Annotated in this window: 13 protein-coding genes; 10 read left to right on the plus strand and 3 right to left on the minus strand. The window is 62.8% G+C overall.

The window, feature by feature from the left end:
• Positions 1 to 32: 32 nt before the first annotated feature.
• The 9 genes from ACIQH5_RS13660 (at position 33) to ACIQH5_RS13700 (ending at position 12,663) form a co-directional block, all read left to right on the plus strand.
• A complete protein-coding gene (locus ACIQH5_RS13660) occupies positions 33 to 2,525 on the plus strand; it encodes an FAD-dependent oxidoreductase (RefSeq protein WP_400404162.1) in 2,493 nt (830 codons plus the stop codon).
• Positions 2,526 to 2,528: 3 nt separating this feature from the next.
• Entirely contained in the window at positions 2,529 to 3,155 is a 627-nt protein-coding gene (locus ACIQH5_RS13665) for a cyclodeaminase/cyclohydrolase family protein (protein WP_400404164.1), read from the plus strand.
• Entirely contained in the window at positions 3,152 to 4,036 is an 885-nt protein-coding gene (locus ACIQH5_RS13670; RefSeq protein ID WP_400404166.1) for a bifunctional 5,10-methylenetetrahydrofolate dehydrogenase/5,10-methenyltetrahydrofolate cyclohydrolase, read from the plus strand. The genes ACIQH5_RS13665 and ACIQH5_RS13670 overlap by 4 nt, the downstream gene beginning before the upstream one ends.
• A 10-nt stretch (positions 4,037 to 4,046) precedes the next feature.
• A complete protein-coding gene (locus ACIQH5_RS13675) occupies positions 4,047 to 6,365 on the plus strand; it encodes an FdhF/YdeP family oxidoreductase (RefSeq protein ID WP_400404168.1) in 2,319 nt (772 codons plus the stop codon).
• 175 nt (positions 6,366 to 6,540) lie between these two features.
• On the plus strand, positions 6,541 to 7,758 hold the full coding sequence (fdhA, locus tag ACIQH5_RS13680) for a formaldehyde dehydrogenase, glutathione-independent (RefSeq protein WP_400404170.1): 1,218 nt from the start codon (positions 6,541 to 6,543) through the stop codon (positions 7,756 to 7,758).
• Between the two features lie 104 nt (positions 7,759 to 7,862).
• The gene (locus tag ACIQH5_RS13685) at positions 7,863 to 9,125 is read left to right on the plus strand and encodes a molybdopterin molybdotransferase MoeA (RefSeq protein WP_400404172.1); all 1,263 of its coding nucleotides are present in this window, start codon (positions 7,863 to 7,865) and stop codon (positions 9,123 to 9,125) included.
• Positions 9,126 to 9,203: 78 nt separating this feature from the next.
• Entirely contained in the window at positions 9,204 to 10,010 is an 807-nt protein-coding gene (locus tag ACIQH5_RS13690) for an IclR family transcriptional regulator (protein WP_400404174.1), read from the plus strand.
• A gap of 434 nt (positions 10,011 to 10,444) precedes the next feature.
• A complete protein-coding gene (locus tag ACIQH5_RS13695; protein ID WP_400404176.1) occupies positions 10,445 to 12,475 on the plus strand; it encodes a BCCT family transporter in 2,031 nt (676 codons plus the stop codon).
• Positions 12,476 to 12,519: 44 nt separating this feature from the next.
• The gene (locus ACIQH5_RS13700; protein ID WP_197412891.1) at positions 12,520 to 12,663 is read left to right on the plus strand and encodes a hypothetical protein; all 144 of its coding nucleotides are present in this window, start codon (positions 12,520 to 12,522) and stop codon (positions 12,661 to 12,663) included.
• An 89-nt stretch (positions 12,664 to 12,752) separates the two neighbouring features.
• On the opposite strand, the gene ACIQH5_RS13705 is transcribed toward ACIQH5_RS13700, so the two are convergent.
• On the minus strand, positions 12,753 to 13,433 hold the full coding sequence (locus ACIQH5_RS13705; RefSeq protein WP_400404178.1) for a fasciclin domain-containing protein: 681 nt from the start codon (positions 13,431 to 13,433) through the stop codon (positions 12,753 to 12,755).
• Between the two features lie 207 nt (positions 13,434 to 13,640).
• Positions 13,641 to 14,015 carry a VOC family protein gene (locus ACIQH5_RS13710; protein WP_400404180.1) on the minus strand — a complete coding sequence of 125 codons (375 nt, stop codon included), beginning with the start codon at positions 14,013 to 14,015 and terminating at the stop codon, positions 13,641 to 13,643.
• Between the two features lie 213 nt (positions 14,016 to 14,228).
• Between ACIQH5_RS13710 and ACIQH5_RS13715 the strand changes: the two genes are divergently transcribed.
• Positions 14,229 to 14,810: a GNAT family N-acetyltransferase gene (locus ACIQH5_RS13715; RefSeq protein ID WP_400404182.1), complete on the plus strand. Its 582-nt coding sequence runs from the start codon at positions 14,229 to 14,231 to the stop codon at positions 14,808 to 14,810.
• Between the two features lie 48 nt (positions 14,811 to 14,858).
• On the opposite strand, the gene ACIQH5_RS13720 is transcribed toward ACIQH5_RS13715, so the two are convergent.
• Positions 14,859 to 15,656, minus strand: a complete 798-nt coding sequence (locus ACIQH5_RS13720; RefSeq protein WP_400404184.1) for an IclR family transcriptional regulator — start codon at positions 15,654 to 15,656, stop codon at positions 14,859 to 14,861.
• Between the last annotated feature and the right edge of the window lie 139 nt (positions 15,657 to 15,795).

Genomic DNA, 15,795 nt, shown 5'->3' on the forward strand with positions numbered 1-15,795 from the left:
TCACCCCTTTAACTTCAGCAGGAGAATTCCCCATGGCATCCACGCCTCGCATTGTCATCATCGGAGCTGGGATTGTTGGCACCAACCTCGCCGACGAACTGGTCACCCGCGGTTGGAACAACATCACCGTCCTGGACCAAGGCCCCCTGAACATGCCCGGTGGCTCAACGTCCCACGCACCGGGCTTGGTCTTCCAGACCAACCCTTCCAAGTCCATGGCACTGTTTGCCAAGTACACGGTGGAAAAGCTCCTGTCCCTCACTGAGGATGGCCAGAGCTGCTTCAACCAGGTGGGTGGCCTGGAGGTTGCCACCACGGAGACCCGCCTGGCTGACCTGAAGCGCAAGCTCGGCTATGCGCAAGCGTGGGGCATTGACGGCAAGATCCTCTCCCGGGAGGAATGCAAGGAGCTCTACCCGCTGATCAATGAGGAAGACATCCTGGGTGGCCTGCACGTCCCCACCGATGGCCTGGCGCTTGCAGCCCGCGCTGTGCAGTTGCTGATCAAGCGCACCGAAGCCGCCGGCGTGAAGTACATCGGCAACACTGAGGTGACCGGAATTGAGCAGTCAAACCGCCACGTGACCGGCGTCGAAACCGCCGACGGCGTGATCCCTGCAGACATCGTGGTTTCCTGTGCCGGATTCTGGGGCGCCAAGGTGGGCGAGCTGATCGGGATGTCCGTTCCGCTGCTCCCACTGGCACACCAGTATGTAAAGACCACTCCGGTTCCCGCCCAGAAGGGCAAGAACGCGCTGCCCAATGGCGCCCAGCTGCCCATCCTGCGCCACCAGGACCAGGACCTCTACTACCGCGAGCACGGTGACCGTTACGGCATTGGCTCCTACGCTCACCGCCCCATGCCGGTGGACCTTGATGAACTGGGCAGCTACGAGCCCAGCAGCATCACCGAACACAACATGCCCTCACGCCTGGACTTCACGTTGGAAGACTTCCTCCCCGCGTGGGAAGCGACCAAGCAGATCCTGCCAGCCCTCCGCGAAAGCGAAATCGAGGATGGCTTCAACGGCATCTTCTCCTTCACCCCGGACGGCGGCTCACTGGTGGGCGAATCCAAGGAAGTGGACGGCTTCTTCGTGGCCGAGGCCGTGTGGGTTACCCACTCCGCCGGTATTGCCCGCGCCGTGGCCGAACTGCTGACCACCGGCAAGTCGCAGATTGATCTGGGCGACTGCGACATCCACCGCTTCGAAGAGGTCCAGCTGACCCCCGAATACGTCAGCGAAACCTCCCAGCAGAACTTCGTGGAAATCTACGATGTGATGCACCCGCTCCAGCCCAAGCTCTCTCCCCGCAACCTCCGCGTCAGCCCCTTCCATGCCCGCCACAAGCAGCTGGGCGGCTACTTCCTGGAAGGCGCCGGCTGGGAACGCCCCTACTGGTTCGAAGCCAACGCTGAACTCCTCAAGGAAATGCCGGATGACTGGCAGCCGCCGGCCCGTGACGCCTGGTCCGGAATGTTCAGCTCCCCCATCGCCGCAGCTGAGGCCTGGAAGACCCGTACGGCTGTTGCAATGTACGACATGACGCCGCTGAAGCGCCTCGAGGTCTCCGGCCCGGGGGCACTGAAGTTGCTGCAGGAACTGACCACCGGTGACATGTCCAAGAAGCCCGGCGCTGTAACGTACACGCTCCTCCTGGACGAGGCCGGTGGCATCCGAAGCGACATCACCGTGGCCCGCCTCAGCGAAGACACCTTCCAGCTCGGTGCCAACGGCAACATTGATACTGCCTACTTTGAGCGTGCCGCCCGGCAGCAAACCGCCAACGGCGACGCCGGCGACTGGGTCCAGGTCCGTGACACCACCGGCGGCACCTGCTGCATCGGCCTGTGGGGTCCCCTGGCCCGTGACCTCATCAGCACGGTCAGCAGCGATGACTTCAGCAATGACGGCCTGAAGTACTTCCGTTCCAAGAAGGTCACCATCGGAGGCGTCACCGTCACCGCGATGCGCCTGTCCTACGTGGGCGAACTCGGCTGGGAACTCTACACGAGCGCTGACAACGGGCAGCGACTCTGGGACGCCCTGTGGAAGGCCGGCCAGCCTTTCGGCGTCATCGCCGCAGGCCGTGCTGCGTTCAGCTCGCTGCGTTTGGAGAAGGGCTACCGCTCCTGGGGCACGGACATGACCACCGAGCACGATCCTTACGAGGCCGGCGTCGGGTTTGCCGTGAAAATGACCAAGGAGAACTTCGTCGGTAAGGCCGCTTTGGAAGGCCGCACCGAAGAAGGCTCCGCGCGTCGCCTGCGCTGCTTGACGGTGGACGACGGCAGGAGCCTCGTGCTGGGCAAGGAACCGGTGTTCTACAAGGACCAGGCGGTGGGTTATGTCACCAGCGCCGCCTACGGCTACTCGGTCCGCAAACCGATCGCCTACGCTTACCTGCCCTCCGCCGTGTCACTGGGAGACTCCGTGGAAATCGAGTACTTCGGACGCCGCATCCAGGCGACCGTCACCGAAGATCCGCTGTACGACCCCACCATGAGCCGACTCCGGGGCTAACCCATGATCAGTTCAGAAACCATCAGTGATTACCTGTCCAGGCTTGCTTCACGTCAGCCCACTCCAGGTGGAGGCGCGGCCGCGGCCCTTCACGCCGCCCAGGGTGCTGCCTTGGTGGGCATGGTGGCCAGGTACACCACCGGCGCAAAATATGAGGAACATGCCGCATTGGTTACCCGGATCACCAGCGCCGCGGACCATCTGATCGTTGAGTCCTTGCGTCTCGCGGATGCCGATGAGCACGCGTTCCAGTCCGTCATTGACTCCTACAAGCTCCCGTCAGACACCGACGAACTCAAGGCAACAAAAACAGCAGCCATCCAGGACGCCCTGGTCCAGGCAGCCCATACTCCCGCTCAGCTCATCAAGGTTGCCGGCGAAGTAGTGGACCTCGCCACCGAGCTTTTTGATGTGGCAAACCCCAACGTCATCAGCGACGTCGCCGCTGCCGCCGATGCAGCCCGCGCAGCCGCCACCACGGCCCGGGTCAACATCGACATCAACGTGGTCGCCCTCAAGCAGGGCGAAGCCCGTTCCCGCCTGGCGGAACAGACGGACGGGATTGAGGACAAAACGGTTCTCGCCGCCGATGCCCTGGTGAAGCGCGTCCGCGAAAGGATCCTGTCATGACCACCGAAGTCCTTTCCGGCAAACCGCTCGCTGCCATCATCCATCAGCGCGCCCACGAGGAAACGGCTCTCTTGGATGATGAGGGCGTCCGGCCGGTCCTGGCAGTTGTTGTGGCAACGGACGATGAATCCACTCACTGGTATGTCCGGTCCATTGAGCGTGCCGCCGGGCGTGCAGGCATCGGCTGCAGGATCATCGATCTTGGCCACGACGCCACCGAGCAGGTCCTGGCCAGTGTCCTGGCGGATCTCAGCGCGGAACCAACGGTTCACGGCATCATCCTCCAGACTCCCCTGCCGGCTGCCGTCCGCGCTGACCGGCTGGTTGGCCTCATCGCTCCGGAAAAGGACATCGACGGCGCCAATCCCCTCAGCCTCGGCCGCTTGGCTGTGGGGCAGCCCGCCTTCGCCCCCGCCACTGCGCAGGCCGTGGTGGAACTGTTGGACCACTTCCAGATCCCGGTCGCAGGACGCAACGTGGCCGTCGTCGGGCGTTCCGCAGTGGTGGGCAAGCCGCTGTCCCTGCTCCTCCTCGCGAGGGACGCAACCGTCACTGTCTGCCATTCCAAATCCGGACCGCTGGAACGCTACACCCGGCCGGCCGACGTCGTGGTTGTTGCCGCCGGGCGGACCGGGCTGCTGAAAGGCAGCCACGTCTCGCCGGAGGCGGTAGTGATCGACGTCGGCACGAACGTCCTGCCCGACGGCTCCCTGGTGGGCGACGTTGACGAGGCCAGCGTCGCCGGTGTTGCAGCCGGGTTGAGTCCTGTCCCGGGAGGCGTAGGATCAGTCACCACTGCGCTCCTGCTGCTGCACACCGTGGAAGCCGCCCGGCAGCAATCCCGAACCACGCTGCTCACTGCTTCCACTTCCCGGATCTGAAGGGGTTCCCATGCATGCCAAAGCTCCACGCGAGAACATTGACGAGTCAAAGCTGACCGTCACCAAACCCAAGACCAAGGCCGTAGGCATCCCCGCTGTTGCCAACGCCCTGAAAATTTCGCTGGAACAGATGGGACCGCTGCGAAGCGTCCAAACCCTCCTGGCTGTGAATCAGCTGGACGGGTTCGACTGCATGGGATGCGCCTGGCCCGAGCACGAAAAGCGCAATGCGGCAGAGTTCTGCGAGAACGGGGCCAAGGCAGTGGCCGAGGAAGCCACGCGTCGCCGGGTCACGCCGGAGTTCTTTGCCCACCACTCCATTGCCGAACTCAAGACCCGCGATGACTTCTGGCTGGGCCAGCAGGGCCGGATCACCCACCCGATGTTCCTCGATGAAGGCGCTTCCCACTACAAGGCAATTGACTGGGACGAGGCCTATGACCTTATGGCCGAGGAACTGCGGGGCCTGGAAAACCCCGATCAAGCGGTGTTCTACACTTCCGGCCGCACCTCCAATGAAGCAGCGTTCGTGTACCAGCTGTTGGTTCGCGGCTTGGGTACCAACAACCTCCCGGACTGTTCCAACATGTGCCACGAGTCCTCCGGCTCAGCGCTGGTGGAAACCATCGGCATCGGCAAAGGGTCCGTTAGCCTGACCGACCTGGAAACGGCATCGCTGATTTTCGTGGCCGGCCAGAACCCCGGCACCAACCACCCGCGCATGCTCAGCGCCTTGGAAAAGGCGAAGAAGAACGGCGCGATCATCGTGTCCGTCAACCCTCTCCCTGAGGCAGGGCTCCTGCACTTCGAGAACCCGCAGCATGTGGCCGGCATGATCCAGGGGACCCAACTGACGGACGATTTCCTGCAGATCCGTGCCGGCGGGGATCAGGCACTCTTCCAGGGCCTGGGCAAATACCTGCTGGAAGCCGAAGCTGCCGGGCGGAACACTCCGGGCCTGCAAACTGTGCTGGACCATGACTTCATCACCAACCACACCGTGGGTATTGATGACTACCTGCGCTACCTGGAGAAGGTGGAATGGGATGACATTGTGGAGGCAACGGGTCTGACCTTGGAGCAGATCCACTCAACGGGTGAGCGTCTGCTCGCGTCCAGTGCCACCATCGTGTGCTGGGCCATGGGACTGACCCAGCACAAGCATTCCGTACCCACCCTCCGCGACGTGGTCAATGTTCTGCTGCTGCAAGGCAACATCGGCAAGCCCGGCGCCGGCGTCTGCCCTGTGCGTGGACACTCCAATGTCCAGGGCGACCGCACCATGGGCATCTTCGAAAAGATGCCGGAGACCTTCCATGACCGGTTGGACCAGGAATTCGAGTTCCGCTCTCCCCGCGAGCACGGCTTTGACACCGTGGCGGCCATCCGCGCCATGCGCGACGGGAAAGTCCGCTTCTTCATGGGCATGGGCGGCAACTTCGTCCGGGCTGCCCCTGACTCGGACGTGACCGAACTGGCCCTGGCCAACACCCGGTTGAGCGTCCAGATCTCCACCAAGCTGAACCACTCGCACCTGTCCACGGGTCGCCGGGCGCTGATCCTGCCCACCCTCGGACGCACCGAGAAGGACACCCAGCGCACAGGCGACCAGCGGGTCACCGTGGAAGACTCCATGAGCGCCGTCCACGCATCACGGGGACGCCTCAAACCCGCCAGCGAACACCTCCACTCCGAAGTGGCGATCGTCTGCAACCTCGCACACCGCCTGTTCACCGATGGCCACGGCCGCCTGCCCAACACGCCACAGGCGTCCTGGCTCGCCATGAGGGACGACTACACCCTGATCCGGAAGCATATTGAGGCCGTCTTCGATGGTTTTGAGGACTTTGAAGCACGAATCCAGCATCCGGGCGGCTTCGTGTTGCCCCACCCGCCGCGCGACGCCAGAAAGTTCGACACCGCCTCCGGGAAAGCACACTTCACGGGCAACGAGCTGGAATTCATCAAGATCCCGCCCGGCCGCTTGGTCCTGCAAACCCTGCGCTCACATGACCAGTACAACACCACCATCTACGGCAAAGACGACCGCTACCGCGGCATCCATGGTGGCCGGCGCGTGGTGCTCATCAACGCTGACGACATCACCGAGCTGGGATTTTCCGACGGCGACATGGTCCACCTGATTTCCGAGTTCCAAGGCGTTGATCGCAAGGCCGAGGACTTCCGCATCGTCTCGTACTCGACTCCCAAGGGGTGCGCCGCCGCGTACTACCCGGAAACCAACGTCCTGGTGCCGTTGGACTCCGTGGCCGATACCAGTGGAACACCCACCTCGAAGTCGGTGATCATCCGGCTGGAGAAAGCCTAGGCCAACAACAGGATTCCATTTGTCCGGATTTTCCACCCGTCAGTTTTTTACCCGTCCAGTGGTTCGTAATTGGTGCTTCGGTGCCTGAAACCTGGGGAGGTATTTCCTCATCGAAGCACCGCTTTCGGATCATTGGGCAGCATTTTCAGTAACAGCCAAAGAATAGGGAGTGACCATGTCAGGAAACAGAGCAGTCGCCTACAAGGAACCCGGTGTCGTTGAGATCATCGACACTGACTACCCAACGTTTGAGCTCAAAGACGGACCGGGCGTCAACCCTGCCAACGTCGGGCGGAAGGTGCCGCATGGCGCGATCCTCCGGACGGTGACCACCAACATCTGCGGTTCGGACCAGCACATGGTCCGCGGCCGCACCACAGCTCCGAAGGACCTGGTCCTCGGCCACGAAATCACCGGCGAAGTGGTGGAGGTGGGACCCGACGTCGAGTTCATCAAGGTAGGTGACATCGTCTCGGTCCCGTTCAACATCTCCTGTGGCCGCTGCCGTAACTGTAAGGAACAGAAGACCGGCATTTGCCTCAACGTCAACCCGGACCGCCCTGGCAGCGCCTACGGTTACGTTGACATGGGAGGCTGGGTGGGCGGACAAGCCGAGTTCGTGCTGGTGCCCTACGCCGACTGGAACCTGCTGCGCTTCCCGGACCGCGATCAGGCACTGGAAAAGATCATGGACTTGACCATGCTCTCGGACATTTTCCCCACCGGTTTCCACGGCGCCGTCACTGCCGGCGTGGGCGTGGGCTCCACGGTTTACGTCGCAGGTGCCGGGCCCGTGGGTCTCGCCGCCGCCGTGGGCGCACAGCTGCTTGGCGCCGCCGTCGTGATTGTGGGCGACATGAACGAGGACCGGCTGGCACAGGCGCGCTCCTTCGGCTGCGAAACCGTCAACGTGTCCAACGGTGATCCCAAGGAACAGATCGCACAGATCCTGGGAGTTCCGGAAGTGGATTGCGGCGTGGATGCTGTTGGCTTCGAAGCCCGCGGTCACGGCAAGGATGCCTCCCACGAAGCACCTGCCACCGTGCTGAACTCCCTCATGGACATCACTGCCGCCGGCGGCTCCCTGGGTATCCCGGGTCTCTACGTTACCGGCGATCCGGGTGGAATCGACGAGGCAGCCAAGCACGGCTCCCTCTCGCTGTCCCTTGGCACCGGTTGGGCCAAGTCCCTGTCCTTCACCACCGGCCAGTGCCCTGTGATGAAGTACAACCGTCAGCTGATGATGGCCATCCTCCATGACAAGGTCCAGATCGCCAAGGCCGTCAACGCCCAGGCCATCCCGCTGGAAGACGCTCCGCGCGGCTACGCCGAATTCGACGCCGGAGCGGCAACAAAGTTCGTACTGAACCCCAACGGCTACGTCAAGGCCTAGTTCATTACACACAACTGATACCGGGGACTGCGCGGCAAGAATTACGGGAAGGCCGTGCAGTTCCCGGTATCTGCATCACACCCCACTTCAGGAAGCGGGCATCAATGCTTGCACAAGCAACGTGTACCGAGGCTCTCACCTGGGCCGATGCGCGGCAATTGGCTTACCACTGCGCCGCGCCGCTCCCGTCCTTGTCGGTCAGCCTCCGCGACGCAATCGGCGGCACCTTGACCAGCCCCGTCGTCGCACAGCAGGATCTCCCCCACTACGCGTCATCAGCCATGGACGGCTGGGCTGTTAACAGTCCTGGCGACGGACCGTGGATCCTGACGGCATCCGGCATGCCGCTCGCTGCGGGTCAAGCGAGCGTGATCGCCACCGGCGGGCTCGTTCCCAGCGGTGCCACGGCAGTCCTGCGCAAGGAAAGCGGCTTCGTCTCCGACGACGGGTATCTTTCGCTCAGGCACGATTCAAGGCCGGGCGAGACACTCCCTGGCCGCCATATTCGCCCGGCCGGAGAAGAAGCCACAGCCGGCGATGTCCTCATACCCGCCGGCACCCTTCTTAACCCGGCCCACATAGCCCTGGCCGCTGTAGCAGGCCACGACCACGTGCGGATACAGCGCAAGCCGAGGGTCGCCGTCGTACTTACCGGTTCGGAAGTAGTCACCTCAGGTGAGCCTGCGCCCGGACAGGTCCGCGACGCCTTCGGTCCCCAACTGGATGCCGTCATTTCCCAGCTTGGCGGGGAGCCCGGAGGACAACTCAGGATCGGCGACTCGTATGACGAGTGGATGGCGGCGTTAGGCGGCGCTCCTGGAGGCTCACGTCCCGACGCCGACCGGCCGGACGTCATAGTTACCACCGGCGGAACCGGGAAATCCGGCACGGACCACTTCCGCGATGCCGTTGCCGCTCTCGGCGGCAGGCTCCTCCTGGACGGGGTCGCCATGCGCCCGGGCCATCCGGCAGTGCTGGCAGAACTTCCTGATGGCCGTTTCATCGTGGGGCTGCCGGGGAATCCGCTGGCCGCCATGATGGCGCTCATGACCCTTGGAGAGCCCCTGCTGGCCGCCCTGGGAAACAAGCCCCTCCAGGAAGCCCGCCTCCTGACGTCCGGGGCCGACATTGATCCGGACCCCGGGCGTACACGGCTCATGCCCTGCACCTTGATCCACGACCTCGTGTTTCCGGCATCCCACACGGGTCCGGGAATGATGCGCGGGCTTGCTTGGGCAAATGCTTACATGGCTGTGCCTCCTGAAGGTGTGGCAGCCGGCGCGCCCGTCCTCCGTCCTGCCGCTGCCATGGGGGTAACCCATGCCAGTCCGCCTGAGGTGAAAGGGGCTGTGCGAAACTCCGTCTAGGATGAGGGACAGACGAGCGTGCAGGCCGGACTCGCTACCCAGTCAGGGCGGCCTGCCTGGACAACGACACGAGGCATCATGGCCGCACGGAAAAACCCGGACATCGACAAGGACGCGGACGCCCAAGGCGGCGGCGTCCAATCAGTGGACCGTGCGCTCCAGATCCTTGAGATCCTCGCCCGCGAAGGCGACGCCGGAGTGAGTGAAATCGCCGAAGAAATGGGCATCCACAAATCCACCGTGTCCAGGCTGGTGGGCTCCTTGGTCAACCGCGACATCGTCCGGCAAAACAGTGAGCGCGGCAAATACCAGCTGGGCTTTGGGATCCTCCGCCTCGCATCGTCCATTCCTGGCAGGCTCAGCGTGGTGCATGAGGCTCGTGAAGTTCTTGAAACATTGGCAGCCGAGTACAAGGAAACCGTCAACCTGGCCGTCCTGCGGTCCAACTACGCCGTCAACGTGGACCAGGCGATGGGGCCCTCAACGCTGGCCACCTACGACTGGGTGGGGAGTTTGACGCCGCTGCACGCCACCTCGAGCGGCAAAGTCCTTCTTGCCGCTTTGACTGCCGATGAAAGAACCCAGGTCTTCAAGGCAGTGGGTTTGCCCGCACGCACGCCACGGACAGTGACCAACCGCGGGGAGCTGGAAAAGCAGCTGCTTGACGTGGCCCGTAACGGCTACGCCACCGTCCACGAAGAGTTTGAGATCGGCCTGACAGCCGTTGCTGTGCCCATCTTCAATCACGCGGGCAGCGTCGTCGCGGCCGTCAGCATTTCCGGCCCGGCGTTCCGCTTCTCACCCGAGGAACAGCCAGGGCTCATCGACGGCCTCCGGGAGGCCGGACTGAGCATCAGTGCCCGCATGGGCTACAGGCAGCGGTAGCGCGACCGCTACCTCACCATCCGGGCTGACGCTCGCCGTCTTCTGCCGTGTCTTTTGACGCGCTATTCGCAACCTCGCCCATGATACGCAACGATTTTACTTCCAGCCAATTGATATATCAATCTGCTGTCAAAGAGCGTGAATCCCTTGACTTTGGGTGTGACGGAGCGCACTCTGTTGCATAGCGCGGATGTTGTTGATTCCTGCGGAACACGCCTTCAGAGCACAGACCGACGATTCGACCGCCCCCGTCCCACGAACCAGAAGAGGTGAATCATCCCTACCGCCTGCCCGCTCCGTGACCGCGCACCCGGGGAGGCGCCACGGCCCGCCATGACCATCGGATCGGAGGAAGACCCCACCTTCCCACCCGTCCATTCACCAAGGCCTCGTAGAAATGCAGGCTCATGACACGCCGAGCAAAGGACCCGCTCATGGCTACACACAGTGACACAAAACCGCTGACACCCGAGGAATTACCTGCCAACGATCCCGCGGCAGGCACCCCGGCTGCAGCCAGCCCAACCAACCCCGCCCGCGCGGAGAACCCTGAAGCAGTGATCAGGGTCTCCCCCGACGACACCAACCTGGCAGCCCTCAACGCCGAGGGTGGAGGCGCAGAGCCCCTTTCCGATTCTGTAGAACACGAACAGATCATGGAAGAGCTGCGCCACGCCAAGACCGAGCAGGCCGTTTCGGCCCGCCGGAACCGCAAACTTACCCTCGACAAAGTCACCTTCGGGATCACGGGCGCCATCGCCGTCGCCTTCGTGGTCTGGGGCTTTGTGGGACGCGACAGCCTCTCCGATACTTCCAAGGGGGCCCTGAACTGGGTCATGGAGTACACAGGCTGGCTCTTCATGGTCCTCGCCTCATTGTTCGTCGTTTTCGTCCTGTGGCTTGCCCTCGGCAAGTTCGGCAACATCCCGTTGGGCAAGGACGGCGAGAAGCCCGAGTTCCGGACTGTCTCCTGGGTGGCCATGATGTTCGCCGCCGGCATGGGCATTGGCCTCATGTTCTATGGTGTGGCCGAACCTCTGTACCACTACATCTCGCCGCCGCCCGGAACAGTGGATGGCCGCACCCCGGCAGCCATCCAGACTGCCATGGCCACCTCCATCTTCCACTGGACCCTGCACCCCTGGGCCATGTACGCAGTGGTCGGCATCGCCATGGCCTACGGCACCTACCGCCTGGGCCGGAAGCAACTGGTTTCCGCAGCTTTCACCTCGCTCTTTGGCATCCGCATGGTGGAAGGGCCGCTGGGTAAGTTCATCAACATCCTGGCCATCTTCGCCACGCTCTTCGGAACTGCCGCCTCGCTGGGCCTCGGCGCCCTCCAGATCGGCAGCGGCATGACGTCCAACGGCTGGCTGGGTGAGATCGGCACTCCCGTGCTGGTGGTCATCGTAGCCATCCTGACCTTCTGCTTCGTGGCATCAGCTGTTTCCGGCATCAGCCGCGGCATCCAGTGGCTGTCCAACATCAACATGGTGTTGGCTGTTGTCCTGGCCCTCATTGTGTTCGTAGCCGGGCCCACCCTGTTCATCCTCAACCTGATCCCCTCGGCCGTGGGTGACTACGCCCGTGACTTGGCTGAAATGTCCTCACGCACCGAAGCCGTGGGAGATGACTCACTGCGCAGCTGGATGACCAGCTGGACCATCTTCTACTGGGCCTGGTGGATCTCCTGGACGCCCTTCGTAGGAATGTTCATCGCCCGCATCAGCCGTGGCCGCACCATCCGCCAGTTCGTCACCGGCGTTCTGCTGGTGCCCAGCGTGGTCAGCGTGATCTGGTTCGGCATCTTCGGCGGCGCTGCATTCCACGTTCAGCAAGAGGCGGACAAGGCCGGAACTCCAGGACTTGTGACCATGGTGGACGGCGCACCCTCCATCAACTTCGATGGCGCCCTCTTCGACTTGATCAAGAACCTGGGCATGCCTGGCTGGGCTACCGCGGCCGTCATTGTCCTTGCCATGGTCCTGGTGGCGATCTTCTTCGTCACCGGTGCAGACGCAGCCTCCATCGTGATGGGATCCCTCAGCTCCAACGGCGCCGAGCACCCGCGTCGAGGAGTCGTCATTTTCTGGGGAAGCCTCACCGGCGCAGTAGCAGCTGTCATGCTGCTTGCCGGCGGCGATAAACCTTCGGAAGCATTGTCCGGCCTGCAACGAGTGACAATCGTGGCTGCCCTGCCCTTTGTGATCGTCATGCTGTTGCTCTGTTTCGCCTTGGTCAAGGACCTTCGCCGCGATCCCCTGCAATTGCACAAACGCTTGGCCACCTCAGTGGTGGAACGGGCCATTCGGACAGGCGTTGAGCAACACGGCGGCGTTCAGTTCGACCTCGTCACCAGGCACGACTGCGCTGAAAAGTGCACGGATTCCGACTGCGCCGGGGCAACACCCACGGGAACCATCCCCCTGGTGGGCAAACCCCAGCTGGAATCCGACGACAAATAGCCCCGCTCCCGCCAACACCCATTTACTCATCAGGAAGGTCCACCATGCCCACTTCGTCTGCCCAAGATGTGACCCTCACCTTGGACTCATCCAAGCCCGTGACAGTCCGGATCGAGGTTGACCACTGCCCCTGCGGATCGGACCACAACCGGGCCGGCTCCTACGTGGACAGTGACTTCGGCCGCTAAGCAGGACACATAACAAAGCAGGCGCCGGATTCCGGCGCCTGCTTTGTTATTTCTACTGCTTTGTTGTTGCTACTGCCAAAGCCCAGGGCTTATTTGGGCATCAGCACCGAGTCGATCAGGTAAACCGTGGCGTTGGCGGTCTTTACGCCACCGCAGATCACGTTGGAAGCTCCGTCAACCGTGAGGGCATCCTTGGTACCGCCAACCGTCACTTCGCCACCCTGGACAGTCTTGTGGGTGCCGACGATCTGGTCCGGGCTCAGCTGACCGGGGACTACGTGGTAGGTGAGAATCTTGCTCAGCAGGGCATCGTCCGTCTTGAGCGTCTCGATTGTTGCGGGGTCGATCTTCGCGAAAGCGTCGTCAACCGGTGCGAAGACCGTGAATTCGCTGCCGTTCAGGGTGGAAACAAGGTCAACCTTGGGGTTGAGCTTGCCCGAAACAGCGGCGGTCAGGGTCTTGAGCAGCGGGTTGTTCGATGCTGCTACGGCTACCGGATCCAGGGCCATGCCGGCTACCGAACCGGCACCGTCCGGAACCTGTGCGGCGTAACCGGCGCAGCCGGGGCCCACGAGGTTAGCGGCCGGATCCATGGCTGCGCTGCTCATGGGGGAGGAAGACGGCGACGGTGCCGCCATGGAAGTTTCCGGAGCAGCTGAGGAAGCTGCCGGGGTGCTGGTGGTGCTGGAACCACCACAGGCCGTAAGTCCGAGAAGGGCGGCTGCAGTGAGGCCAACGAAGGCGAGGGCGGGGCGCTTTGTGGACAACATGTCATTCTCCTTGTTTTTGGAACCAGGGCGTTGGGTCCATTGGGTGGCGGGACACGGGCTGCGGGTGCTGCTTTTGCTTCACCTGCGGTTTGTGTCTCACCAGCTATTCGGAGGGTGGGGCGGGGCGGATGGGTCCGGATTGAAAAAGTTTTTTAAACCTCCGATGCCCATCCCACCGCGGCCCCTCCTCCACCCCCGCTTCCCCCTTTAGAAGTACGGCTTGGTGATCAACTCCAGTGCGTGGCCGGCAGGGTCTTTGAAATACACGCCGCGGCCGCCGTGTTCCGTGTTTGTCTCGCCCGGGCGGGTCATTTGCGGATCCGCCCAATGTTCGACGCCGTCACTCACCAGACGCTCATAGGCGCGGTCAAAGTGCTGGTCGTCTACAAGGAATGCGTAGTGCTGCATCTGGATGTCCACCGGCGGCTCAGCGAATTGAAGCATCACCCCGCCAGCCAGCGTGAGGTTGGTAAAGGGCCCCCAGCTGGGGGCTTCCTCAGCTTCAAGGATGGAACGGTAGAAATCAGCTGAAACTGCGCGATCGAGGGACGCGATGATGGTGTGGTTGAAAAGTGCGGGCATGCGGAACTCCTTGTTATGTGGGTTATGTCGATGGTCTTGTTCGTTTCATCGATCCACAAGGAGGAGCCCGAGGGGCGCCGACGCCACAGCTGCAAGAGCTAACGCGCGTCAGAGGTCGGCCGGGTAGCCGATCCGTGCAGGGCAGAAGCCCGATCCGGTCATCACGCTGGCCAGTCTAGCGGAGGGGCTCACCCCAATGACAGGATGGGCCGCATGGCTATCGAGGTGCGACCCGCAACCGAGTTCGATGACGTGAAGACCATGGTGGGGCCCAAGAGCCCCGATTCGAACGTGTGCTGGTGCCTGAGTTACAGGATTCCGTCCAAACTGAACCAGGAGCTCCAGAAACAGGAGCGCGGGAAGTTTGTGAAGAAGCTGGTAGCCGAGGACCCTCCGCCGGGCGTTTTGGCGTACGACGGCGACGAAGTGGTGGGGTGGGCAGCGGTTCACCCCCGCGCGGACACGACTTTCGCGAAGAACCGCAAGATCCCCCATGTGGACGAAGCGAAGGTGTGGTCGGTGTGGTGCATCCGGGTGCGGCCCGGGCATCGCGGCAAGGGCATCTCCCATGAACTCCTGCGCGGGGCAATCGACTTCGCGAAGAGCCACGGAGCGCCCGCCATTGAGGGTTATCCCGTGGACAATAAGGGCGCCAAAGTGGACCTGACCATGGCGTACGTGGGCACCCGCAGATTATTCGAGAAGGCGGGATTCAAGAAGGTGACCGAGACGACGTCGGTCCTTAATGGTTTCCCGAGGGTGCTGATGCGCCTGGACCTCCGCGCCCCCAACTAGGTAGCAGATCAGGTCGTTCTCAGCGCTGGGAACGACCTGATCTGCTACTCAGTTGGGTTGGGCGCCTTGTAACCGCGCGCTCATTCGGTGCGCTTCCTCGAGCAGCAGCTTGCCCAGGAATTCCTGGCGGTCCGGGCGGAATCTGGGTTCAATACCCGTCAGGGAGAGAGCCCATGCGGGCCGTCCCTGTTGGTCGAAGACGGCGGCGCCCATCCCCCAGCTTCCCTCAAGGATCAGCCCGGGATTGACGGAGTAACCAGTGAGCCGGGTCTGTTCCAGATTTCCCCGCACCACCTCTGCAGGATGTCCCACGGCGAACTCCCCGGCATGCGTTGGCCAGTCCCCCAACAGGACTTCCTGTTCTTCGGGAGGCAGGAAAGCCATGATGGCTGTTCCGGCAGATGCCACTCCCAACGGGAAGCGCACGCCTTCATGCAGCACGAAGGACCGCACCGGAAACGAGCCCTCCTCGCGCAGAACGCACACTGTTTCGTTGCCACGGCGGATGGAGAAGAACGCGCTCTCCCCCGTTTCGGCAGCCAACCTTCGCAGGGAAGGCCTGGCGATGTCCTCCATGGGGAACCGTGCAGCAGCCACCGAGCCCAGCAGGAAGATTTCCGGCCCCAAGACCCATTTTCCGGAGGCGGAGTCATGTTCCAGCAAACCCTCCGCAGCCAGAGACGTCAGCAGCCGGTGAACTGTGGGCCGGGTCAGCCCGGACTCCCGCACCAAACCCGCCAGAGAGGTTCCTTCGGGCTTGCGTCCCACCAGCCGAAGCAGCAGGGCCACCCGGCCCACCACTTGCGCTCCCTGAACAACCACAGCATCCTCCAGCAAAGATTTCATCCACAATATGGACAGCTCTCATCTTACCGTCCACACCCTGAGTAGCTAGCCCTCCCGGCCGTTGACTGCCTCACCAGACGAAACCTAGGCTCGACCTCAAGAGACAATGCAGTCCACAAAGTGGATACAGACTCAAAGA

This window comes from Paenarthrobacter sp. NPDC091711 (genome assembly GCF_044756605.1).
GTDB lineage: Bacteria > Actinomycetota > Actinomycetes > Actinomycetales > Micrococcaceae > Arthrobacter.

What these genes read in the sequence shown, in the direction of transcription:
- fdhA (WP_400404170.1), top strand. Translation starts at nt 6,541, where the DNA reads ATGTCAGGAAACAGAGCAGTCGCCTACAAGGAACCCGGTGTCGTTGAG.
- ACIQH5_RS13720 (WP_400404184.1), bottom strand. Translation starts at nt 15,656, where the DNA reads ATGAAATCTTTGCTGGAGGATGCTGTGGTTGTTCAGGGAGCGCAAGTG.
- ACIQH5_RS13700 (WP_197412891.1), top strand. Translation starts at nt 12,520, where the DNA reads ATGCCCACTTCGTCTGCCCAAGATGTGACCCTCACCTTGGACTCATCC.
- ACIQH5_RS13705 (WP_400404178.1), bottom strand. Translation starts at nt 13,433, where the DNA reads ATGTTGTCCACAAAGCGCCCCGCCCTCGCCTTCGTTGGCCTCACTGCA.
- ACIQH5_RS13710 (WP_400404180.1), bottom strand. Translation starts at nt 14,015, where the DNA reads ATGCCCGCACTTTTCAACCACACCATCATCGCGTCCCTCGATCGCGCA.
- ACIQH5_RS13715 (WP_400404182.1), top strand. Translation starts at nt 14,229, where the DNA reads ATGGCTATCGAGGTGCGACCCGCAACCGAGTTCGATGACGTGAAGACC.
- ACIQH5_RS13695 (WP_400404176.1), top strand. Translation starts at nt 10,445, where the DNA reads ATGGCTACACACAGTGACACAAAACCGCTGACACCCGAGGAATTACCT.
- ACIQH5_RS13670 (WP_400404166.1), top strand. Translation starts at nt 3,152, where the DNA reads ATGACCACCGAAGTCCTTTCCGGCAAACCGCTCGCTGCCATCATCCAT.
- ACIQH5_RS13675 (WP_400404168.1), top strand. Translation starts at nt 4,047, where the DNA reads ATGCATGCCAAAGCTCCACGCGAGAACATTGACGAGTCAAAGCTGACC.
- ACIQH5_RS13660 (WP_400404162.1), top strand. Translation starts at nt 33, where the DNA reads ATGGCATCCACGCCTCGCATTGTCATCATCGGAGCTGGGATTGTTGGC.
- ACIQH5_RS13665 (WP_400404164.1), top strand. Translation starts at nt 2,529, where the DNA reads ATGATCAGTTCAGAAACCATCAGTGATTACCTGTCCAGGCTTGCTTCA.
- ACIQH5_RS13690 (WP_400404174.1), top strand. Translation starts at nt 9,204, where the DNA reads ATGGCCGCACGGAAAAACCCGGACATCGACAAGGACGCGGACGCCCAA.
- ACIQH5_RS13685 (WP_400404172.1), top strand. Translation starts at nt 7,863, where the DNA reads ATGCTTGCACAAGCAACGTGTACCGAGGCTCTCACCTGGGCCGATGCG.